General features: G+C 71.6%; 20 protein-coding genes. 7 read left to right on the forward strand and 13 right to left on the reverse strand.

What is annotated here, in order from left to right:
* Positions 1-22: 22 nt before the first annotated feature.
* The 8 genes from AC2D9U_RS23595 to AC2D9U_RS23630 form a co-directional block, all read right to left on the reverse strand.
* Positions 23-1,195 carry an MFS transporter gene (locus AC2D9U_RS23595; protein ID WP_484753911.1) on the reverse strand — a complete coding sequence of 391 codons (1,173 nt, stop codon included), beginning with the start codon at positions 1,193-1,195 and terminating at the stop codon, positions 23-25.
* Positions 1,192-3,666, reverse strand: a complete 2,475-nt coding sequence (pheT, locus tag AC2D9U_RS23600) for a phenylalanine--tRNA ligase subunit beta (RefSeq protein WP_484753913.1) — start codon at positions 3,664-3,666, stop codon at positions 1,192-1,194. Before pheT ends, AC2D9U_RS23595 begins: the two co-directional genes overlap by 4 nt.
* Before the next feature lie 149 nt (positions 3,667-3,815).
* The gene (gene pheS / locus AC2D9U_RS23605; protein WP_484753916.1) at positions 3,816-4,901 is read right to left on the reverse strand and encodes a phenylalanine--tRNA ligase subunit alpha; all 1,086 of its coding nucleotides are present in this window, start codon (positions 4,899-4,901) and stop codon (positions 3,816-3,818) included.
* A gap of 75 nt (positions 4,902-4,976) precedes the next feature.
* Positions 4,977-5,342, reverse strand: coding sequence for a 50S ribosomal protein L20 (gene rplT / locus AC2D9U_RS23610; RefSeq protein ID WP_484753918.1), 366 nt, complete (start codon positions 5,340-5,342; stop codon positions 4,977-4,979).
* 17 nt (positions 5,343-5,359) lie between these two features.
* Positions 5,360-5,566: a 50S ribosomal protein L35 gene (rpmI, locus tag AC2D9U_RS23615; protein WP_484753922.1), complete on the reverse strand. Its 207-nt coding sequence runs from the start codon at positions 5,564-5,566 to the stop codon at positions 5,360-5,362.
* A gap of 309 nt (positions 5,567-5,875) precedes the next feature.
* Positions 5,876-6,847 carry an ATP-grasp domain-containing protein gene (locus AC2D9U_RS23620; protein WP_484753926.1) on the reverse strand — a complete coding sequence of 324 codons (972 nt, stop codon included), beginning with the start codon at positions 6,845-6,847 and terminating at the stop codon, positions 5,876-5,878.
* Positions 6,848-6,957: 110 nt separating this feature from the next.
* Positions 6,958-7,845 carry a metallophosphoesterase family protein gene (locus AC2D9U_RS23625; RefSeq protein ID WP_484753928.1) on the reverse strand — a complete coding sequence of 296 codons (888 nt, stop codon included), beginning with the start codon at positions 7,843-7,845 and terminating at the stop codon, positions 6,958-6,960.
* A gap of 11 nt (positions 7,846-7,856) precedes the next feature.
* The gene (locus AC2D9U_RS23630) at positions 7,857-9,407 is read right to left on the reverse strand and encodes an ABC transporter substrate-binding protein (protein WP_484753930.1); all 1,551 of its coding nucleotides are present in this window, start codon (positions 9,405-9,407) and stop codon (positions 7,857-7,859) included.
* 131 nt (positions 9,408-9,538) lie between these two features.
* Between AC2D9U_RS23630 and mtaB the strand changes: the two genes are divergently transcribed.
* The 7 genes from mtaB (at position 9,539) to AC2D9U_RS23665 (ending at position 16,986) form a co-directional block, all read left to right on the forward strand.
* Positions 9,539-10,768, forward strand: a complete 1,230-nt coding sequence (gene mtaB / locus AC2D9U_RS23635) for a tRNA (N(6)-L-threonylcarbamoyladenosine(37)-C(2))-methylthiotransferase MtaB (RefSeq protein WP_484753933.1) — start codon at positions 9,539-9,541, stop codon at positions 10,766-10,768.
* On the forward strand, positions 10,768-11,883 hold the full coding sequence (gene ftsY / locus AC2D9U_RS23640) for a signal recognition particle-docking protein FtsY (RefSeq protein ID WP_484753936.1): 1,116 nt from the start codon (positions 10,768-10,770) through the stop codon (positions 11,881-11,883). Before mtaB ends, ftsY begins: the two co-directional genes overlap by 1 nt.
* A gap of 54 nt (positions 11,884-11,937) precedes the next feature.
* Positions 11,938-13,158, forward strand: a complete 1,221-nt coding sequence (locus AC2D9U_RS23645; protein ID WP_484753940.1) for a patatin-like phospholipase family protein — start codon at positions 11,938-11,940, stop codon at positions 13,156-13,158.
* Between the two features lie 20 nt (positions 13,159-13,178).
* Complete coding sequence (locus AC2D9U_RS23650; protein WP_484753942.1) at positions 13,179-13,955, forward strand: DUF4189 domain-containing protein; 777 nt, start codon at positions 13,179-13,181, stop codon at positions 13,953-13,955.
* Positions 13,956-14,070: 115 nt separating this feature from the next.
* Positions 14,071-14,862, forward strand: coding sequence for a DUF4189 domain-containing protein (locus AC2D9U_RS23655; RefSeq protein WP_484753945.1), 792 nt, complete (start codon positions 14,071-14,073; stop codon positions 14,860-14,862).
* A gap of 10 nt (positions 14,863-14,872) precedes the next feature.
* Positions 14,873-15,961, forward strand: coding sequence for a type 2 periplasmic-binding domain-containing protein (locus AC2D9U_RS23660; RefSeq protein WP_484753948.1), 1,089 nt, complete (start codon positions 14,873-14,875; stop codon positions 15,959-15,961).
* A gap of 11 nt (positions 15,962-15,972) precedes the next feature.
* Complete coding sequence (locus AC2D9U_RS23665) at positions 15,973-16,986, forward strand: transporter substrate-binding domain-containing protein (protein ID WP_484753950.1); 1,014 nt, start codon at positions 15,973-15,975, stop codon at positions 16,984-16,986.
* 15 nt (positions 16,987-17,001) lie between these two features.
* Here the strand turns inward: AC2D9U_RS23665 and AC2D9U_RS23670 are convergent, their stop codons facing one another.
* The 5 genes from AC2D9U_RS23670 to AC2D9U_RS23690 form a co-directional block, all read right to left on the reverse strand.
* The gene (locus AC2D9U_RS23670) at positions 17,002-17,970 is read right to left on the reverse strand and encodes a Bug family tripartite tricarboxylate transporter substrate binding protein (RefSeq protein WP_484753952.1); all 969 of its coding nucleotides are present in this window, start codon (positions 17,968-17,970) and stop codon (positions 17,002-17,004) included.
* Positions 17,971-18,084: 114 nt separating this feature from the next.
* Positions 18,085-18,408: a hypothetical protein gene (locus tag AC2D9U_RS23675; RefSeq protein ID WP_484753954.1), complete on the reverse strand. Its 324-nt coding sequence runs from the start codon at positions 18,406-18,408 to the stop codon at positions 18,085-18,087.
* Between the two features lie 14 nt (positions 18,409-18,422).
* Positions 18,423-18,968, reverse strand: coding sequence for an NUDIX hydrolase (locus tag AC2D9U_RS23680; protein WP_484753956.1), 546 nt, complete (start codon positions 18,966-18,968; stop codon positions 18,423-18,425).
* A 51-nt stretch (positions 18,969-19,019) separates the two neighbouring features.
* Positions 19,020-19,226 carry a hypothetical protein gene (locus tag AC2D9U_RS23685; RefSeq protein WP_484753958.1) on the reverse strand — a complete coding sequence of 69 codons (207 nt, stop codon included), beginning with the start codon at positions 19,224-19,226 and terminating at the stop codon, positions 19,020-19,022.
* 263 nt (positions 19,227-19,489) lie between these two features.
* Positions 19,490-20,683, reverse strand: a complete 1,194-nt coding sequence (locus tag AC2D9U_RS23690; protein ID WP_484753960.1) for a phosphoglycerate kinase — start codon at positions 20,681-20,683, stop codon at positions 19,490-19,492.
* Positions 20,684-20,835 lie beyond the last annotated feature (152 nt).

Raw genomic sequence — 20,835 nt, forward strand, 5'->3', positions numbered from 1 at the left:
GTCCGAGAGGACGGATCGTGCTCTACAGCCGCGAGAGCCGCCACATCGCCGCCGCGCCGAGCAGCGGCCCGGGCGCCAGCACCGCGAAGGCCCCCACCCAGCCCAGCCAGGCCACGGCGAGGGGCATCACCCCGATGGCCAGCGCCGTCAGCAGGAAGCCCAGGCTGGTCTGCACCGTCAGCATCGTGCCGACATAGTCGGGCGGGGAGAGGGTGACGGTGCAGGCCGAGAATTGCGCCGAATCCGCCACCACGGCGAAGCCCCAGACCAGCGCCAGCGGCAGCACCAGCGCCGGGCCCGCCAGCGCCGCCGCCGGGCCGATCACCAGCGCGCAGCCGCCCGAGACCAGCAGGCAGAGCGCCGCCACCTTCGCCCGGTCCCACCGGTCCGCGAGCCACCCCGCCAGCACGCAGCCCAGCGCCCCCGCGCCCAGCACGGCGAAGACCCAGGGGCCGACGGCGCCGGGCGGGCCGCCCAGCACGCCGGCCAGGAACAGGCCGATCCAGGCCCACATGGCGTAGAGTTCCCACATATGGCCGAGATAGCCCAGCGTCGCGAGCCGCAAGCCCTTGTTGCGCCAGACTTCCAGCGCCTGGGCCGGGCGGAAGGGCGGCCTTGCGCCCAGCAGCGGGCCGGGCCGGAAGCCCAGCACCAGCAGCCCCCCGGCCGCGGCCAGCAGGCCGGCGCCGAGATACGCACCCTGCCAGCCCCGCCCCGCCAGCAGGCCGGGCAGCAGGTGCGGCAGCGCCGAGCCCAGCGTCACGGCGCCGACCAGCAGCCCGATCAACAGCCCCAGATCGGCCCGCGCCCAGGAGGCAGCGAGCTTCATGCCGACCGGATAGACCCCCGCCATCGCCGCCCCCGCGACGAAGCGCAACACCAGCGCCGCCGCCCCGGCCGGCGCCACCAGCGTCTGCACCAGGGTGGCGAGGCTCGCGAGCAGCCCGCACGCCAGGAAGAGCCGGCGTGGATCATGGCGATCCGCCAGCGAGAGCACCGCCGAGACCAGCGTGCCCACCACGAAGCCAAGCTGCACCGCGGTGGTCAGCCAGGCGGCGCGGCCGGGCGTGACGAGACCCTCCGCCAGCAGCACCGGCACGGCGGCGGTGCCGGCGAACCAGACCGACAGGCACAGCACCACCGCGCCGTAGAGCGCGGCGAGGTTGCGCGCCTTGCCGGGCGGGCGCGGGTTCACCCCCGCAGCACCGCCCCGCTGGCCTTGCCCACGGCGGCGACGATCTTCTGGGCCACGGCCTCGATCTCCGCATCGGTCAGGGTGCGCTCGCGCGGCTGCAGCGTGACCTGCAGCGCGAGGCTGACCTTGCCCGGCTCCATCTTCTCACCGGCATAGCGGTCGAAGAGGGTCACCTCGGCGATCAGGGTCTTCTCGGCCCCGCGCGCGGCGCGCAGCAGCGTCTCGGCCGGGACGGTCGCATCGACCACGAAGGCGAAGTCGCGCCGCAGCGGCTGGAAGGCCGGCAGGTCGGGCAGGCCCTTCTTGCGGCGCTTGGGTTCGGCGATGGCGTCGAGGAAGACTTCGAAGGCGATGACCGGGCCGGACAGACCCAGCGCCTTCGCGACCTTCGGGTGCAGCTCGCCGAAAGTCGCCAGCACCGTCTTCGGTCCCTGCCGCAGCACGCCCGAGCGGCCGGGGTGGTAGAAGCCCGGCGCGTCGGTGGTGAGCGTCACGGCCGCCATTGGCACGCCGAGCGCGCCGAGCACGGCCAGCGCATCGCCCTTGGCATCCAGCGCATCCACCGCGCGGGCGGGGGCGGCCCAGTTCGGCGGGGTGAAGCCGGCGCGCAGCCCGGCGGCGACCTGCAACTGGCTGACCCCCGCGGCCGGGTCGCGATAGGCGCCGCCGATCTCGCACAGCCCGACATCGCCGAAGCCCCGCGCCGCATTGCGTGCGGCGGCCTGGGCGAGTGTTGCGATCGGCGTGGGCCGCATCTGGTCGAGGTCGCTGGCGATCGGGTTCTCGAGATGCAGGCTATCGGGCGTCTCCCCGAACAGCGCCGCGACCTCGCGCGCCACGAAGCCATAGGTCACGCTGTCCTGCAGCCCGCGCGCGGCCAGCACGCGGCGCGCGAGGCCCGCGCGTACCTGCTTCGGACTCAGCGCCGCGCGTGGCACCGGGTGGGCCACGGGCAGGGAGACGGAGGGCACGGCATCCAGCCCGCCGAGGCGCAGCACTTCCTCCACCAGATCGCATTCCGGCTCGATCGCCGCTGCGCCCTCGGCCGCCGCACGGGCGCGCTCGGCGGGCAGGGAGGCATCCTGCGCCAGCGCGCCGAAGGCCGCGATGTCGTTGCGCCAGGAGGGGACGGCGACGGTGATCTTCTCCGCATCCTGCGCGCGCGTCTCGAAGCCCAGCGCGGCCAGGCGGCGTTCGATCTCGGCGCGCGGCAGGTCGAGCCCGCCGAGTTCCGCGACACGGGCAAAGCGCAGCGTGGCTTCGCGCTGCCAGGCGGGCTCGGCGCCGGCGGCGACGACCTCGCTCGCCTCGCCGCCGACGATGGCCATCATCGCCGCCGTGGCTAGGTCGAGGGCCAGCGGCGGCAGCGCGGCATCGACGCCGCGCTCGAAACGATGCCGCGCCTCGGTCCGCACGTCATGGCGCCGGCCGGAGAGCGCGATGCGCACCGGGTCGAAGATCGCGCATTCGATGAAGCATTCGGTGGTGGTCTCGTCGCAGCCCGAGGGCGCGCCGCCGATGATCCCGCCCAGCGCCTCCGGCCCCGCGGCATCGGCGATGATGCCGTCCTCCTCGGTCAGGGCGTAGGTCTTGCCGTTCAGCGCCTCCAGCGTCTCGCCGGGCCGGGCCATGCGCATGGTCAGCACATCGCCCTTCACCTTGGCCACGTCGAAGACATGCAGCGGCCGGCCGAGGCCGAAGGTGAAGAGGTTGGTGACATCGACCAGCGCGTTGATCGGGCGCTGGCCGATGGCGACCAGCCAATCCTGCAGCCATTGCGGGGAGGGGCCGTTCTTCACGCCGCGGATGGCGCGCCCGAGCACCCAGCGGCAGGCGCGCGGATCGGCGATCTCCCAGCGCAGCGGGGAGGGGTAGACTGCCGTGACGCTGGGCGGCACCAGCGGCTTGAGACGCCCCAGGCCGGCCGCGGCAAGGTCGCGCGCGATGCCGTGGACGGAGAGCGCGTCGCCGCGATTCGGCGTGACCTTGATCTCGATGATCGGGTCGTCGAGCCCGGCATAATCGACATAGCGCGCGCCGACCGGCGCATCCTCGGGCAGGTCGACGATGCCGGAATGGTCGTCGCCGAGACCCATTTCCCGGGACGACAGCATCATCGCCTCGGACTTCACGCCGCGGATCTCGCCGACCTTGAGCGTGATGCCGGTGCCGGGGATGAAGGCGCCGGGCAGGGCGGCCACGCCGAGCATGCCCGTTCGCGCATTCGGCGCGCCGCACACCACCGAGTATTCGCGCCCATCGCCGAGATCGACGCGCAGCGCGCGGAGGCGATCGGCGTTGGGGTGCTGCACAGCCTCGATCACGCGCGCGATGCGGAAGCTCGACAGCGCGGCCGCACGATCCTCGATGCCTTCGACCTCGATGCCGATGGCGGAGAGGGTGGTGCTGATCTGCTCCAGCGTCGCATCCGTCTCCAGATGCTCGCGCAGCCAGGACATTGTGAACTTCATTTTTCTATGCCCTCAGACGCCGGGTGGCCGCATCCGCGGCCTTGGCTTCGCCGCGCGTCAGTCGCGCAAGCTGGGAGGTTCGGTGGGCGGCGGCGGCCGCCTTGCGGCCGCATTCTCGTGGCGCGGTCATCGTGCTTGCCTGCGTCATGCTAGATGCCCTCGTGCAGGGAAGCAGGGGAAAGCGGATCGGCCGCCCAGTGGCGCAGCCAGCGCAGATCGCTCTCGTAGAAGGGGCGCAGATCGGGCATGCCGTGCTTGAGCATGGTGATGCGCTCGATCCCCATGCCGAAGGCGAAGCCCTGCCACTCGCGCGGGTCGATGCCGCAATTGGCCAGCACCTTCGGGTGCACCATGCCGCTGCCCAGGATCTCCAGCCAGTCGCCGCCCGAGCCCAATTCGCCCGTCTTGCGGTTCCAGCCGATATCCACCTCCATCGAGGGCTCGGTGAAGGGGAAGTAGCTGCTGCGGAAGCGCACCGGCAGCGTCGCGATCCCGAAGAAGGCGCGGAGGAAATCCGTCAGGCAGCCCTTGAGGTGGCCGAGCGTGATGCCGCGGTCGATCACGAGGCCCTCCACCTGGTGGAACATGGGCGAATGCGTCGCGTCATGGTCGGCGCGATAGGTGCGGCCCGGCGCGATGATGCGGATCGGCGGCGGCTCGGCCAGCATGGTGCGGATCTGCAGCGGCGAGGTCTGGGTGCGCAGCACGGTGCGCTGGCCGTCCGAGCGCGTGCCGGGCAGGTAGAAGGTGTCGTGGTCCTGCCGCGCCGGGTGGTGGTCGGGGATGTTGAGCGCGCCGAAATTGTGCCAGTCGCTCTCGATGTCCGGGCCCTCGACCACGCGGAAGCCCATCGCGCCGAAGATGGCGGTGAGTTCCTCGATGGTGCGGCTGATCGGGTGGATGCCGCCCTGCTCGGCGCTGCCGGCGGCGAAGGGGCGGGGCGGCAGCGAGACATCGATCCGCTCGGCCTTGAGGCGCGCCTCAAGGGCGGCTTCCTCCAGCGCGGCGCGGCGGACCTCCAGCAGCCCCTCGATCTCGTTCTTCAGCGCGTTGATGGCGGCGCCGGCCTCGCGCCGCTGCTCGGCCGGCACGGCGCCGAGGCCCTTGAGCAGTTGTGTCACCTCGCCCGACTTGCCCAGCGCCGCGACGCGCACCGCCTCCAGCGCCCGCAAGTCGGCGGCGGCGGCGATCTGCGCGGCGATGGTGCGCGCGAGGCCCGAATGGTCAGCGCTCATGATCGAAGGCTCCGGATACGGAAAGGGCCGCCCCCTGCGGGACGGCCCTCGATGTCGATGCCGAACCTAGCGGGTTCAGGCCTGTGCGGGGAGGGCGCCCTTCGCCTTTTCGACGATGGCCGCAAAGCCGGCCGCGTCGTCATAGGCGAGAGCGGCCAGCACCTTGCGGTCGATCTCGATGTTCGCCGCCTTGATGCCCGCCATGAAGCGCGAATAGGTCAGCCCATGCTCACGCACCGCGGCGTTGATGCGCTGGATCCACAGGCCGCGGAAGTCGCGCTTCTTGTTGCGACGGTCGCGATAGGCGTATTGCAGCGCCTTCTCGACCCGCTCAAGGGCGGGGCGATAGGCGGTCGAGGAGCGGCCGACATAGCCCTCGGCGAGCTTCAGGACCTTCTTGTGACGGGCGTGCTTGGTAACGCCGCGCTTGACACGTGCCATGGCTCAGATCCTCCCGCTCAGCGATCGATGCCGTAGGGCAGCCACTGCAGCACGGTCAGGCCGTCCTGGTGGCGCAGCACCTGGCTGCCGCGGTTCTGGCGCTTGGCCTTGTTGGACCGGGCGGTGAGGCAGTGCCGCTTGTTGCCCGGGCCGGCCAGCACCTTGCCGGTGGCGGTGATCTTGAAGCGCTTCTTGGCGCTCGACTTCGTCTTCATCTTGGGCATTTGGACCTCCTCGGTCTTGCTCGCGCCCCACCTTGCGCCGCAACCCCTTTCGAGGCGGCGGGCCGCACCATGCGGCGGGGGCGCGTTTCCGCGGCCAGGCATGCCCAGTCAGAGGCCATGACGCGCGGAGGCGGGCTTATACGGGCGGGCGGGGCGGGGTGCAAGGCCACCAGAGAATTTCCACACCTTGCCGTGCTGGTTGACAGGCGGCCGCCACTGGCGGCCGAGGCGCCGAATGGCGCCCGCGCCCAATGGCGCGAAGGCAAGGCGGCGGATGCCGCCGCCCGCCGTCTGAGGGCACAATTAAAGTCAAGCGGCGCGGGCAACTCCCTGGCGCCACAGCAACCCGGTGAGGTGCGCGGCAATCGCCCCCATGCCGGTCTGCGCGCCGGTGCGCCCGGCGCGGGCCTCGGCCTCGGCATTATAGTTGGTGTTGGTGTTCACGTCATAGGCGAAGCTCTGGCCTTGCGCGTCCGTGATGAACTCGATGGCGCCCACGCCCACCCCATTGGCGAGCAGGAAGGCCTCCATGCGGTGCAGCAGCGGGTGGGTGAAGCCCTCCAGGATGCGGAACTTCTCGCCCGGCGCCACGGCCGGGCAGGCCGCGCCCTCGCCGATCGCGCAGGCATCGGCGGGGCAGAGCTCGAAGCCCTCGGAGGTATCCACCCGCACGGCATAGAGGAAGCGCCCGCCCACGAATTCCGCGCGGATGATGAAGGGCTCGGGGGCCTCGATGTAGCGCTGGACCAGCCAGATGCCGTCGCGCGGATGGGCCGTCGGGTCGGGATCGGCCTCGATCTTCGCCACCGCCTCGGCCAGCGCGGCCGCGCTGCGCACAAGCTGCACTCCCAAGCCCTTGCCGGCGCGGTTGTGCTTGAGGATGAGGGGATAGCCGAGCCGCGCGCCCGCCTCGGCGATGTTCTCGGTGCCGATCACGGCCAGCGTCGCGGGGGTGGGAATGCCATGCGCCGCCAGCGCCTGGTATTGCGCGACCTTGGAGAGTTCGAGCTGCAGCGCACGCCGGCCATTCACCACGGCCCGGCCATGGCGCTCCAGATGTTCGATGACCGCGCCGGCATATTCGGGCGCATGGGTGTGGCCGCGGGTGTGCGAGCTGGCGCTCATGCGGTTGTAGAAGACGCCCTCGGGCGGCGCCGCGGTGAGGTCCAGCACGCCGCGATCGAGGAACCACTCCTCGAAGGGCGTGCCGAGCGCGGTGAAGGCGGCGCGGAGGGGGACGACCCAGGGCGCGTTCTCGTGGATCACGAATATCTTGCTCATGCCGGGGCTCCTGCGGGCGTTTCAGGGGCCAAAGAAGGTGATTTTTCTTCCAATACGCAATATGCGCCCATAAAAAAGAAATTTCTACTTTGTGTCGTACTGAGTGGACCTCAATCTACTCCCGCCGCCAAGGCTGGCGCCAAGCCCGCCTCCGCCGCCGGGACCGGGCAGGGCGGCATGTCGCGGAGGAATCTGTAGCGCCCGTGCTCCTTCAGCGCCGCGAGATCGAAGGGGGTCAGCGCCGGCATGGGCAGGGGGGCGACCAGCGCCTCTTCCGCCGAGAAGTCGATCACCACCGCGCCGACCGCCGGCGCCCCGCCATGCGACGCGCTGCCGAGGAAAGCAGTGGCCGGCAGCCAGAGATGGCGCACCCCGTCCACCACCCGGTCGCGCGTGGCGTGCAGATGCCCGCTGATCACCATCGCCACGCCATGCGCGCGCAGCAGCGCCAGCAGACGCGCGCGGGGCTCGGGGGTGAGGCAGGAGGCATTGGCCGGTGCCTCATCCACCTGCTCGATGAAGAGCGGCTTGTGCAGCACCAGCGCGACCCGGCGCGCCCCAGCCGTGGCGAGGCATTCGACCAGCCAGGCCTCCTGCTCTGCCTCCCGCGCCAGGCCCGCGCCGAAGAGCTGCGCGTTCACGCCCACCACCCGCCAGGCGCCGACATCGCGCACGAAGCGATCCGTGCCGAAGGCCGCATCCCAGCGCGCGAGGCGGGGCCCGTCGATGATCTGGTTCGGATCCTGGCCCGGCGGTTCGTCGCCCACATCATGGTTGCCGGGCAGGGCCAGCACGGGCGTCGCGAAGCCTGCCAGCGCGGTGGCGGCGAAGGCCATCTCTGCATCGCTCTCGGGTCCGTTGATGCACAGATCGCCATTGACGATCACCGCCTCGGCGCCGGCCGCATCGGCGGCGGCGCGCGCGGTGCGGAAATTCGGCCAGAAGAAACCATGCACCGGGGAGAGATGCAGGTCGGAGAGGAAGACGATCTTGCTCATGCGGGTTCTCCTCAGCCGAAGGCCAACTGGCCGGGGCGGAAATCCATGTAGTAGAGCGGTGGGTGCTGCCACTGGATGGCGCGGCGCTTCGCGAAGTACTCGCGCACCGGGTAGAGGATCACGGCCGGCGCCTCGGCCTCAAACTCATCGAGCAGCGCAAGCCAGAGCCGCTTGCGTTCCTCCGGGTCACCAGCGATGCGCAGCGCGTCCACGATCTCGTTGAAGCGCACCGGCTGCCAGAAGCCCGCGCGCTGCAAGGAGTATTCGCGGGAGAGATGCACGGCGAGGCCGCCGCCCAGCGGATCGGGGAAGCGGAAGGCGATGGAGGTGGGGCGGATATCCGCCCCCGGCTGGGTCAGCAGCGAGAGATTCTCCCGCGTCTCGAGCCGCGTATTCACCCCGACCGCGGCCCACATCTGCTGCATGATCTGCACGCCCTGCAGCATCTGCAGGTAATAGGCCGGCGCGATGCGGATGATGAGTTCCTCGCCGCGATAGCCACCCTGGCGCAGCAGGTCGCGCGCCTTGGCGGGGTCATGAGCGAAGCCGCGGCGATTGGCGTCGTAGAGATCGCCAAAGGCCGGGATCTGCAGGGCGGGCATCGGCTTGTACGCGGCGCCCCAGAGCGCGCGGCCGAGCATCTCGTAGTCGATCGCGTGGTTCAGCCCGCGCCGCACCCGCGCATCGCGCAGCGCCGGGCGGCGCGTGTCGTAATAGAGGATGTGCGCGAAATCGAGCGGTACCCCCACGCCTTCCAGCGTCGGGTGCCGGGCGAGGGGCTCGATCTGCTCGGGCAGCAGATTCGTGACCAGATCGAAATCGCCTGCCCGGAGGCCCGATATGCGCGAGGAGGCCTCGGGCACCACCGTGAAGCTTACCTGCCGCGCCGGCGGGCGGCCCTGCCAATAGTCGTCATGCGCCTCGAGCACCGCGCGCTGGTCGCGCTGGAAGCTCGCCACGCGATAGGGGCCGCTGCCGATGGGCCGCGTGCGCATGCCCGCCAGCCCGCCCTCCTCATAGGCCTTGGCCGAGTGGATCCACCCGCCATAGGCGGCCAGGCGCTGCGGCATGGCCGGGTCCGGGTGCCTGGTTCGGAACACCACGCGCAGCGGGCCATCGGCCTCCACCCCGGCCAGATGGCCGAAATTGACACGGCCCTCGAAAGTCTGCGTCGTCTCGCCCCACATGCGTTCGGCCGAAAAGGTCGAGAGCACGTCGGCGGCGCTCAGCACCGTGCCGTCCTGCATCCGCACATCGGGGCGCAGCCTGGCCACCCAGGTCAGCGGGTCGCGCTGCTCGAGCGCGGTGGCGAGGAAGGGTGTGAGCCGCGACCCGCCCTCCCGTGCCTCGGCCACGAAATCGCGCCTCCAGAGCGTGTCGAAGACGTTGTAGGTGAGGCGCAGCCCGACATTGGAGATCGCCTCCAGCGGTTCGAGCGTCGGCGGCAGGGCCTGGACCGCGACGCGCAGCACGGGGCGGGTGTCCGTCTGGGCACCCGCGACGCGCGGCAGCAGGGCAGGGGCGGCGAGGGTGCCGAGAAGGGCACGGCGGCGCAGCGTCATGGCGGGGACTCCGGCTGATCGGCGCGGAGCCTAGGCAGCGGCCGGGTCAGGGCGATGACAGGGCCGTGCCGGTTGCATGACGCCCGCGCGCGGGTTCCGGTGCGGGCCGGCCCGGCCTATATCCGCCCGGCATGTCGCCCGAGACCCTCACCTTCGGCTGTCGCCTCAACGCCTTCGAATCCGAGGCGATGCGCGCGCTTGCGGCCGCGGCCGGGCTGGGCGACGCGCTGATCGTCAACACCTGCGCCGTGACCGCCGAGGCCGAGGCCCAGGCACGCCAGGCGATCCGCCGCGCGGCGCGTGAGCAGCCGGGAAGGCCGATCCTGGTCACCGGCTGCGCCGCGCAGATCGCGCCCGAGGCCTGGGCCGGCCTGCCGGGCGTGGCGCGCCTCATCGGCAATGCCGACAAGCTCCGCCCCGAGGCCTGGCGGCAGCCCATGCCGCTGAGCGACGTGATGCAGGCGCGCGACATCCCGGCCCATCCGGTGACAGAGATGGCGGGGCGCGCGCGCGGCTTCCTGCAGGTGCAGCAGGGCTGTGACCATCGCTGCACCTTCTGCGTCATCCCCTATGGCCGCGGCCCCTCCCGCAGCCTGCCGATGGGCGTGGTGGTGGACCAGGCGCGCGCCATGGTGGCCGCCGGGATGCGAGAGATCGTGCTGACCGGCGTCGATATCGCGAGCTACGGCGCCGACCTGCCCGGGGCGCCGCGGCTCGGGCAACTCGCGCGCCGGCTGCTGGCGGCGGTGCCGGAACTGCCGCGGCTGCGGCTCTCCTCGCTCGACCCGGCGGCGATGGATGCGGATCTGTGGCGGCTGATCGCGGAGGAGCCGCGCTTCCTGCCGCATCTGCACCTGAGTGCGCAGCACGGGTCGGACCTGATGCTCAAGCGCATGAAGCGCCGCCATGGTCGGGCGGATCTGCTGGCGCTGACGGCGCGCGCGCGCGCCCTGCGCCCGGACATCGTCTTCGGCGCCGACCTCATCGCCGGCTTCCCGACCGAGAGCGAGGATGACTTCGCCCAGCTTCTCTCGTTGGTCGAGGAGGCGGGCCTGACCTTCCTGCACGTCTTCCCCTATTCGCCGCGCCCCGGCACGCCGGCCGCGCGCATGCCGCAACTGCCCGTGCCGCTCCGCCGCGCGCGCGCCAAGGTCTTGCGCGAGACGGGGCAGGCGGCGGCGCGCGCCTTCCTCGAAAGCCGGCTGGGGCAGGAGGAAGACGTGCTGATGGAGCGCAACGGCCGCGGTCATACCGCGCATTTCGCGCCGGTACGGCTCGTCCCGCCCCGCCCGCCCGGCAGCTTGCTGCGCGCCCGCGCCCGCGCGATCACCGAGGACGCTTTGCTGGTGGAGGCCGCCTGATGGCGCTGAAGGATCTGTGGGGCCGGCTGCGCGGCAAGGAGACGCCCGAGCCCGCGCCGCCGCCCGCCGCCGTGCCGCCTGTCGAGGCACCCGTCGAAGCGACGCTGGCAGCGCCCGTCGAGGCCCTTGTCGAAGCGCCCCCGCCGCCGCCCGAAGCCGCGGTGCCACCGCCCGAACCCGCCGCGCCCGAAGCGCCGCAGGGCTGGTTCGGCCGGCTCAAGGCCGGGCTCTCGCGCTCCACCGCCAAGCTCACCGAGGCGCTGACCACCGTCTTCCGCAAGCGCAAGCTGGATGACGAGGCCCTTGAAGAACTCGAGGAGACGCTGATCGCCGCCGATCTCGGCGTGCAGGCCGCGCGCGTCATCGTCGAGGGCTTCCGCAAGACCCGTTTCGGCAAGGAAGTGACCGACGAGGAGGTGCGCGCCACCCTGGCGGAGAGCATCGCGGGCATCCTCGCCCCCGTCGCCCAGCCACTTGTCATCGAAAGATCACACGGCCCGCATGTGGTGCTCGTGGTCGGCGTGAACGGCACCGGCAAGACCACCACCATCGCCAAGCTCGGGCGCGAATACCGCGCGCAGGGGCTGAAGGTGATGTTCGCCGCCGGCGACACCTTCCGCGCCGCCGCCGTCGAGCAGCTCCAGATCTGGGGCGAGCGCACCGGCTGCCCCGTGGTGGTGGCGGCGAAGAACGGCGCGGATGCCGCCGGCCTTGCGCATGAGGCCCTCGCCCGCGCCCGTGCCGAGGGCATGGACCTGCTGCTGATCGACACCGCCGGGCGGCTGCACAACAAGGCCGCGCTGATGGAGGAACTGCGCAAGATCATCCGCGTGATCCGCAAGCTCGACCCCTCCGCGCCGCATACGGTGCTGCTGACGCTGGATGCCACGACGGGCCAGAACGCGCTTTCCCAGGTGAAGATCTTCCGCGAGATGGTCGAGGTCTCGGGCCTGGTCGTCACGAAGCTGGATGGCAGTGCGAAGGGCGGCGTGGTGGTGGCCCTGGCGCAGGAATTCGCGCTGCCGGTGCACATGGTGGGGGTGGGGGAGAAGGCCGAGGATCTGCGCCCCTTCGCCGCGAAGGATTATGCGCGCGGCCTGGTCGGGCTCGATTGATGGGCGCGCCGCCTTGCGCATGATATCTCAACCGCCGGTCGCAGGAGATGACGCATGACGAACCCGATGCAGCGGCGCGGCTTGCTGGCCCTGGGCGCTGGCCTCGCGGCCACGGCCTGCGCCGCCCCCGAGCGCGGCGCCCCGGTGCCCCGTGGCGCCACCGCGCGGGCCAGCGTGCTCGGCCTGCCGAATGAGCGCTTCCTGCTCGCCCATGGCACGCGGGAGATCGAGCGCGAATTCGCCGCCGCCACGGCGCGGCGCAATGCCGCGCTTGGCGCCCGCGACCCCAACAACCTGCCGCGACTCGATGCGTTGGCGATCTCGGGCGGGGGGGAGGACGGGGCCTTCGGCGCCGGCGTGCTCTGCGGCTGGAGCGAGCATGGCACGCGCCCGGTCTTCGACCTCGTCACCGGCGTGTCCACAGGGGCGCTGACCGCGCCCTTCGCCTTCCTGGGCCGCAGCGCCGATGCGAATCTGCGGCAGGTCTATACCGGCATCACGATTGCCGACGTGCTGCGCCAGCGCTTCCTGGTCGCGGCCGTCTTCGACGATGCGCTGGCCGATACCGCGCCGCTCTTCGCCACCATCTCGCGCCATGTGGATGAGGCGATGCTGGCGGGCATCGCGGCCGGCTACCGGGAGGGCCGGCTGCTGCTGGTCGGCACCGCCAATCTCGACGCCCAGACGCCGGTGATCTGGAACATCGGCGCCATCGCCGCCTCGGGCGATCCGCGCGCGCTGGATCTGGTGCGCAAGCTGCTGCTCGCCTCGGCCTCCATCCCCGGCGCCTTCCCGCCGGTGATGATCGACGTCACCGTCGATGGCCGGCCGCACCAGGAGATGCATGTCGATGGCGGCGCCTTCGTGCAGCTCTTCCTCTACCCCTCCAGCGTGACCCAGGCGCGGCGCGAGCGCCTGCGGCGCCGCCTGCCGGTGCAGCCGGCCGAGGCCTACATCATCCGCAATGCGCGGCTCGATTCCGAATGGGCGGCGGTGGACCGGCGCGCCATGACCATCGCCGGGCGCGCGATCTCGAGCATGATCGCCTCGGCCGGCTACAACGACATCCTGCGCAGCTACACCCGCGTGCAGGCGGACGAGGTCGGCTTCAACCTGGCCTATATCGGCTCCGAATTCACCGGCACCTTCACCAGCCCCTTCGACCAGGCCTATATGCGCCAGCTCTTCGATTACGGCTTCAACCGCGCCCGGCGCGGCATGAACTGGGCGCGCCGCCCGCCGCTGGTCGGCGAGTCCCCGATCACCGAGGGCTGAGCGCGACCGGAGCCGGCGGGGTGGCCCGCCTTGCTTTGGTGGCGCTGCTGTTGCTGACCGCGACCCTGCCGGCGGCGCAGGCGCAATCGGGCAATGCCATGCATGAGCAGTTCCTGGCCATGCCCGAGGCGACGCGCCGGGCCGAGCTGTTCCGCTTCCTCCTTGGCCAGGGCGCGACCTGCCAAGCCATCAACGTGATCTTCTTCGCCGGCCAGGACCGCGCCCGCACCGCCTATTGGGACACCCGCTGCCGCGAGGGCAGCGCCTATCGCCTCACGCTGCCGGCCGCGCCGCGGGCACAGCCGATCCTGATGGCCTGTGGCGCGGCCTCGGGCGGCATCATGGCCGGGCCCTGCTTCCGCCCGATCGGCACGGTGGTGGCGCCGATGCCGCCCACCAGCGGGCGGGGCCGGCCCGTGGCGAGCCTGCCCGAGCCCGGATCCTCCCGCTTCGGGGCCATCTATGGCGGGCGCGGCCCGGCGGTCGCTTTCGGCTTCGTCAATGGGCAGGCGGATCGCGTCGCCGCCCATGCCGCGGCCGCGCGCGCCTGCCAGGCGATGGGCGGGCAGCCCAATTGCCAGCGCCTGCTGGAAGTGACGAATGCCTGCGCGGCGCTGGTGCTCGCGGTGCGCCGCGCCCCCAGCGTGATGGCCATGACCAACGACCCGGCGACGATGGTGCTGGTGCGCCATGTCACCGCCACGGGCGCCACCGCCGCGGCGGCCGAGGCCGCGGCGACGCGGCGCTGCCAGGGCATCGCGGGGGCCAGCTGCCGGCTCGCGGCCTCGGGCTGCTGAGGGTAGCCGGCACCAACAAGAGCAATCTGCAGTTGCAACCTTCGCCCGAGTTGGGCAAGGCTCAACGGCATCGGGGTGAATACAGTACACAATAACATGGGTGGGAGTGCTGCCGATGCGGCATCGATTTGGTCTGTTCGTTGCGGCACTCGCCCTTTGCTGGCTGGCCACGCCCGCCGCGGCGCAGACCGGCAACCCCATGCATGACAGCTTCGCGAACATGGAGGAGCAAGCCCGCCGGGCCGAGCTGTTCCGCTTCATCAATGCCGGCGGGTCGGGCTGCCAGGCCATCACGGCCGTCTATTTCGCCGGGCTGGATGGCAGCCGCACCGCCTATTGGGACAGCCGCTGCCGGGAAGGCGGGCTGTGGCGCATCAGCCTGCCGGCGCAGCGCAACGGGCGGCCGAGCCTGACGCAATGCGGCGCGGCCTCGGGCGGGATCGCCGCCGGGCCCTGCTTCCAGCCGATCGGCACCGCCGCCGCCGCCACGGCCCAGACTTCCGGCGGGCGGGGCACCCAATTGGCCGGCCAGGGCGCGGCTGCGCCGCCGGGCAGCCGTTTCGGCGCCATCTACGCCACCATCGCCCCACTCGCCGCCTTCGGCTTCGCCAATGGCAATACCGACCGGCTGCTGGTGAACACCGCCGCGGTGCGCATGTGCCAGGGGGCGGCCGGGCGGGTGCCCTGCCAGTTCGTGGAGGAGATCGTGAACCGCTGCGGCGCGCTGGTGCAGGCGGTCACACGCCACCCCAATGCGGTGGCCATGACCTCCGACCTCAGCACCATCGTGCTGAACCGCAACTTCACCGCCACCGGCAGCACCACCGAGGCGGCCGAGGCCAGCGCGATGGAAGCCTGCGGCCGCGTCCAGGGTGTCACCTGCCGCGTCGCGGCCTCGGGCTGCTGAGGACCGCATGATGATCCGCTTCCTCCTCCCGGTCCTGCTGCTGCTTTTCGGCGCCCTGCCGGCGCTGGCGCAGACCCCGGTGCAACGGCCCAGCCCGACGCTCGACGCCATCCGCGCGCGGGGCGTGCTCAACTGCGCGGTGAATGGCGCGTTGCCTGGCTTCTCCGCACCCGACCAGCGCGGCATCCAGGCGGCCATCGATGCCGGCCTCGCCCCGGTCAATGCCCAGGGCCCGATGATGGGCTTCGACGCCGACCTATGCCGTGCCGTGGCCGCCGCCGTCTTTGGCGATGCCACCAAGGTGCGCTTCGTCACGGCCGCGACCGTGGCGGATGGCTTCGGCGCCCTGCGCGAGAACCGCGCCGACCTGCTGCTGCGCAACACGACCTTCAGCTATCTGCGTGACCTGACCGAAGGGGCGGATGCTGCGGCCGTCGTGATGATCGATGGCCAGGGGTTGCTGGTGCCCCTCGCCGGCGGGGCACAGAACCTCGCGCAGCTTGCCGGGCGGCGGATCTGCATCTCCGGCGATGCCGGCACCGTGGCGCAGGAGGTGCTGGAGGCCCAGGCCGCGCGTCAGGGCATCAGCGTGACCCTCGTGCCGACCGGCGGACCGGGTCTGCTCACCGCGCTGGAGGAAGGCCGCTGCGACGCCGCCTCGGCGGACGCCAAGGCGCTGGCGATTCGTCGCGTGATGGAGTTGCAGAACCCGGCCGGCTATCGCGTGCTGCCCGACCTGCTGAGCCGCGAGCCGCTGGCCGCCTTCGTGCGTGAGGGGGCGGAGGCGTTCCGCCAGATCGTGTTCTGGGTCATCCAGGCGATGCTGGAGGCCGATGAGTACGACATCACCAGCGAGAACCTGGTGGATTTCCTGCAGGCCAACGACCCGGCGGTGCGCCGGCTGCTCGGCATCGACGTCAATCTCGGCGCGGCACTGGGCCTCGACGCCGATTGGTCGCGCGACGTGCTGGCGCAGGTCGGCGCTTATCGTGAGGTGTTCGGCCGCAATCTGGGGCTGCGCAGCCCCTATGGGCTGGACATCGGGGCGAATGACAACTGGTTACGCGGCGGGCTGATGTTCCCCCGCCCGCTGCGTTGAGGGGGCGGGACATGCGGATTCTCTTGCTGCTCGCCACCACGCTGGTCGGCTTGGCTGGCCCTGCCCTGGCGCAACGCCCGACGCTGGACGCCGTGCGTGCGCGCGGCACGCTCATCTGCGGCACCAATCCCGGCTTGCCCGGCTTTGCCGCGCCGGGGCCGAACGGTGTCTACCAGGGGCTCGATGCCGATACCTGCCGCGCCATCGCGGCCGCCGTCCTGGGCGACGCCACGCGCGTCACCTTCCGCCCCGTCGCCACCCCCGATGCGCCGCGCATGCTGCTGGACCGCGAGGCCGATGTCGTCGCACGCAACCTCACCAAGACGATGGGGCGCGAAGTGGTGCAGGGCATCGAAGGCACGGCGGTGAACTTCTATGACACGCAGGGCTTCCTGGTGCGCCGCAGCCTGAATGCGGAGACCCTGGCGCAAATCACCGGCACGCGGGTCTGTGTCGCGGCCGGGACGACGCTGGAGACGGGCCTCGATGAGCTGATCCAGCGGGAGGGTCTGCGCCTGACGCCGGTGCCGGTGCCCGGCTTCGCCGGCGCGCGGGACGCCTATCTGGCCGGGCAGTGCGATGCCGTCTCCGGTGGCACGCAGGCCATCGCGCTGATCCGCGCGGGCGCTCCCGACCCGGCGGCCCATGTGGTGCTGCGCGACATGGTCCGGCGCGAGCCGCTCGGCCCGCTAGTCCGCCATGGCGATCCGCACTGGCGCTCCCTGGTGTTCTGGGTCGTGAACGCCTTGCTGGAGGCCGAGGATCTCGGAATCACCGCGGCCAATGTCGCGGCGATGCGCGCCAGCCCGTCGGCGCGCATCCGCCGTCTGCTCGGTGCCGAGCCCGGCATCGGCGCGCCGCTCGGGCTTGCGGATGACTGGGTGTTCCAGGTCATCCGCCAGCTCGGCAATTACGGTGAGATCTTCGAACGCAACATGGGCCCCCGCTCACCCCTGCATGTCGACCGCGGCCTGAACCACCTCTTCACCAGTGGCGGGCTGATGTACCCGATCCCGATGCGCTGAGGCGATCCGGGGGCGTCACGCCCCCGAAGCCCGCACCACCGGCGCCCAGCGCGCCGCTTCCGTGGCCACGAAGCCGGCGATCTCGCTCGGCGTGGGGTTGCCGAGCGACACCAGGCCGAGCCCGACCCAGCGCTCGACCATCGCGGGCTCGGCCATCATGGCGGAGAGCGCGGTGCGCAGCCGCTCGACGATCGGCGGCGGCAGATTGGCCGGGCCCGCGAGCAGGAACCAGTTGGAGGCGACGGAGCCGGGGAAGCCGGCCTCGATCACCGTCGGCACGTCGGGCAGGGCGCCGGTGCGGGTCGCGCTCGTCACCGCGATGCCGCGGATCGACCCGCCGCGCACGCCGCCGGTATGCGCGCCGACCGTGTTCCACAGGCTGGTCGTGTTGTTGCCCAGGATCGCCTGCTCGGCATCCGCCGCCCCACGGAAGGGCACGTGCAGCAGCTCCACCCCCGCTTCCTGCGCCCAGAGCATGCCGGCGAGATGGCCCACCGAGCCCACGCCGGAGGAGCCGAAGCTCACCGCCTCGCGCCGCGCCTTCGCGGCCGCGGTGTAGTCCGCCATGTTGCGGATCGGGCCATCGCCCTTCACCGCGCAGAGGATGGGCGCGCCGCCGAACATGGTAATGTAGCTGAAGCTGCGCTGCGAATCGTAGTTCGGCGCCGGCGTCAGGAAGGGCGAGACCGCGAGCGGGCCGGTATTGGTGACCAGCAGCGTGTAGCCATCGGGCGCGCTGCCCGCGACCAGCGCCGTGCCCACCGCGCCGCCCGCGCCGGGGCGGTTCTCGACCACGAAGGGCTGGCCGAACTGGCGTTCCAGCAGGGGCGCGAGCACGCGCACCACAAGGTCGGAGGTGCCACCGGGCGCATAGGGGTTGACGATGCGCACCGGCCGGTTGGGCCATACGCCCTGGGCGCGCAGCGTGGCGGGCGCCGCCAGGGGGGCGAGGAGGCTGGCGGTCAGAAGCTGGCGACGCTGCATGTCTGCACTCCACAGGGGCAGCCGGCGCCTCAGGCGCGGGCAGGCCCGGCGGCGCCGCCCCGTTGCGGCGCCTTGAAGCCCCGGCGTTGCAACGGATATGCCAGCCGCTTGTCGCTATTGGAGCGGGACGCGCAGCCGCGCGCCGGCGGCCGGTTCCTGGAAGAGGCGATCCTCGCGGGAGGGCGCGTGTTCCCGCCCGAAGGTGTGGCCGCGGGTGATGTCGGTGGGGTGGATCAGGGCGGGTTCGAACACGGCGCCGCGCAGACCCTCCGGGATTCGGGGCGGTTCCAGGGCCCGGTCCGGCATGGGGGCCGGGGTGCTGCGGGGGGCGGGCATGGCGCCCTGGGGCAGGATGGAGGCCTGGGGCACCATCGGGCGGATCTGCGGCCGTTCGGCGGGCGCCGCGGCGCCGAGCGGCAGCGCCAGCAGGGTGAACAACGCGGCGCGGCGCATCATCCGCTGGCCAGCGGGGTGACCCCGCGCGGATCGGCGGGCGGGTTGGTCACCGGCGCGCCGAGCGGCCCGGGCCCGGCGGCGCGCCAGGCGTTGAGCACCCAATGGACGGACGGGAAGGCGAGCTCATCCCAGGGGATCTCCTCCCAGGCGAAGAGCCGCACCTCCAGGCTCTCGGGCCCTGGTTCGAAGCCCGGCTTGGCGAGGCTCGCGCGGAAGAGGATCTGCACCTGGCCGATGCGGGCGATGGAGTAGATCGCCAGCATGCCCTCAAGGGCGAGGTCGGCGCGGGCTTCCTCCCAGGCTTCGCGGCGGGCGGCTTCTTCCACCGTCTCGCCCATTTCCATGTAGCCGGCGGGGATGGTCCAGAAGCCGCGGCGCGGCTCGATGGCGCGGCGGCAGAGCAGGACCTTGCCCTCGACCGCGACGACGGAGCCGGTGACGATCTTGGGGTTCTCATAGGCCACATAGCCGCAATCGCCGCAGGTCAGGCGTTCGCGGTCCTCGCCTTCGGGGATGCGGCGGGTGAAGCGGCTGGCGTTCATGCCCCAAGGGTGGGCCGGGCGGCCTTCCGCTGCAAGGCCGAAGAGGGTGCCTCAGATCCGCAGGTCGAGCAGCGAGCCGCGCGGCAGGTTCGGGCTGGGCGCGGAGGGCAGGGCTTCGAGCTTGCGCTGCGCGGGCTGTGGCGGCTGGCTGCTGCCGGGGCCGGCCTGGGCGCTGGGCGCGGTGCCGCGGGTCTGCGCCGGGCCCTGCAGGCGCGACACCTCGGCGGTGAAGGCGGCGAGGGAGTTCATGTTGATCATGCGCACGACCATGGACCGCAGGTCTGAATGCGCGGTTAAGGCGGGGCTGGGTCGCGGAGAAATCCTGATCGGCGCCATGAGGGGAAAGCTCCCTCAGGGCGCCGTTAACACTCCAGCAACCTGCGGTAGAATTTACGCAGGCGTGAAGGAAGAGTGAAGGGCTAGAGCAATTTCCGATCAGATGGGATCATCTGATCGGAATTCTTGCTCTAGAAACAATAGGTTATAGAGCACGAAATCCGTCCAAAAGGACGGATAGTGCTCTAGCGCGGCGCGAGCGCCGCCACGCCCGGCAGGGTCTTGCCCTCCAGCCACTCCAGGAAGGCCCCGCCCGCGGCCGAGACATAGGTCATCCGCGCCACCACCCCGGCATGGTGCAGCGCCGAGACCGTGTCGCCCCCGCCCGCGATGGCCTTCAGGCCGGAGGAGGCGACCAGGGCCGCGACGGATTGCGCCACCGCCACCGTCGCGCTGTCGAAGGGCGGCGTCTCGAAGGCGCCGAAGGGGCCGTTCCAGACCAGGGTCGAGGCGGCGCGCAGGCGGGCCTCCACCATCTCCACCGTGCGCGGCCCGACATCGAGCGCCATCATCTCGGCCGGTACGTTCTCCACCCCCACGGTGCGGGTCGGCGGGTTGGGCGCGAAGGTGGCGGAGACCACCAGATCGACCGGCAGCAGGATCTCGCACTTGTTCGCCGCCGCCTCGGCCATGATGGCGCGCGCCGTGTCGTGCATCTCGGCTTCCTGCAGCGACTTGCCCATGGCGTGGCCCTGCGCGGCGAGGAAGGTGTTGGCCATGGCGCCGCCGATCACCAGCACATCGACCTTCTTCGTCAGGTTCCCCAGCAGGTCGAGCTTGGTCGAGACCTTGGAGCCGCCGACGATGGCCACCACCGGGCGCGAAGGCCGGCCGAGGGCGGCGTCCAGCGCCTCCAGCTCCGCCTGCATCAGCCGCCCGGCATAGGCGGGGATGAGGTGCGCCACGCCCTCGGTGCTGGCATGGGCGCGATGCGCGGCCGAGAAGGCGTCGTTCACATAGGCGTCGGCGAGCTTCGCCAGGCCCGCGGCCAGGGCCGGGTCGTTCTTCTCCTCGCCGGCGTGGTAGCGGGTGTTCTCCAGCAGCAGCACATCGCCATCGGCGAGCTTCGCCACCGCCGCCTCGGCCTCGGGGCCGATGCAGTCATCCGCGAAGGCGACCGGGCGGCCGAGGCTTTCGGCCAGCGCCTCGGCCATGGGACGCAGCGACATCTCGGGCACGCGCTTGCCCTTGGGCCGGTCGAAATGGCTGCACACGATCACCCGCGCGCCGCGCTCCGCCAATTCGCGGATGGTGGGGCAGAGGCGTTCGATGCGCGTGCGGTCGGTGATGCGGCCGTCGCGCACGGGCACGTTGAGGTCGGCGCGCAGCAACACGCGCTTGCCGCTGGCTTCCAGCGCATCGATGGTGCGGAAGGACATCGCCTGAACTCTCCCCAGCTGCGAAGACGGGGCGGCGCGCTGCCGCCCCGCCTAGAGCAATTTCCGATCGAATGGAATCATTCGATCGGAATTCTTGCTCTGGATTCAACGACTTCTAGAGCACGAGATCCGTCCGGGCGGACGGATCGTGC

The sequence above is a fragment of the Roseomonas sp. TF40 genome, assembly GCF_057219975.1.

Bases quoted from the DNA above. Each gene is read 5' to 3' on its own strand.
- pheT (WP_484753913.1), bottom strand. From the start codon at position 3,666: ATGAAGTTCACAATGTCCTGGCTGCGCGAGCATCTGGAGACGGATGCG.
- pheS (WP_484753916.1), bottom strand. From the start codon at position 4,901: ATGAGCGCTGACCATTCGGGCCTCGCGCGCACCATCGCCGCGCAGATC.
- rplT (WP_484753918.1), bottom strand. From the start codon at position 5,342: ATGGCACGTGTCAAGCGCGGCGTTACCAAGCACGCCCGTCACAAGAAG.
- rpmI (WP_484753922.1), bottom strand. From the start codon at position 5,566: ATGCCCAAGATGAAGACGAAGTCGAGCGCCAAGAAGCGCTTCAAGATC.
- AC2D9U_RS23620 (WP_484753926.1), bottom strand. From the start codon at position 6,847: ATGAGCAAGATATTCGTGATCCACGAGAACGCGCCCTGGGTCGTCCCC.
- AC2D9U_RS23625 (WP_484753928.1), bottom strand. From the start codon at position 7,845: ATGAGCAAGATCGTCTTCCTCTCCGACCTGCATCTCTCCCCGGTGCAT.
- AC2D9U_RS23630 (WP_484753930.1), bottom strand. From the start codon at position 9,407: ATGACGCTGCGCCGCCGTGCCCTTCTCGGCACCCTCGCCGCCCCTGCC.
- mtaB (WP_484753933.1), top strand. From the start codon at position 9,539: ATGTCGCCCGAGACCCTCACCTTCGGCTGTCGCCTCAACGCCTTCGAA.
- ftsY (WP_484753936.1), top strand. From the start codon at position 10,768: ATGGCGCTGAAGGATCTGTGGGGCCGGCTGCGCGGCAAGGAGACGCCC.
- AC2D9U_RS23645 (WP_484753940.1), top strand. From the start codon at position 11,938: ATGACGAACCCGATGCAGCGGCGCGGCTTGCTGGCCCTGGGCGCTGGC.
- AC2D9U_RS23655 (WP_484753945.1), top strand. From the start codon at position 14,071: ATGCGGCATCGATTTGGTCTGTTCGTTGCGGCACTCGCCCTTTGCTGG.
- AC2D9U_RS23660 (WP_484753948.1), top strand. From the start codon at position 14,873: ATGATCCGCTTCCTCCTCCCGGTCCTGCTGCTGCTTTTCGGCGCCCTG.
- AC2D9U_RS23665 (WP_484753950.1), top strand. From the start codon at position 15,973: ATGCGGATTCTCTTGCTGCTCGCCACCACGCTGGTCGGCTTGGCTGGC.
- AC2D9U_RS23670 (WP_484753952.1), bottom strand. From the start codon at position 17,970: ATGCAGCGTCGCCAGCTTCTGACCGCCAGCCTCCTCGCCCCCCTGGCG.
- AC2D9U_RS23680 (WP_484753956.1), bottom strand. From the start codon at position 18,968: ATGAACGCCAGCCGCTTCACCCGCCGCATCCCCGAAGGCGAGGACCGC.
- AC2D9U_RS23685 (WP_484753958.1), bottom strand. From the start codon at position 19,226: ATGATCAACATGAACTCCCTCGCCGCCTTCACCGCCGAGGTGTCGCGC.
- AC2D9U_RS23690 (WP_484753960.1), bottom strand. From the start codon at position 20,683: ATGTCCTTCCGCACCATCGATGCGCTGGAAGCCAGCGGCAAGCGCGTG.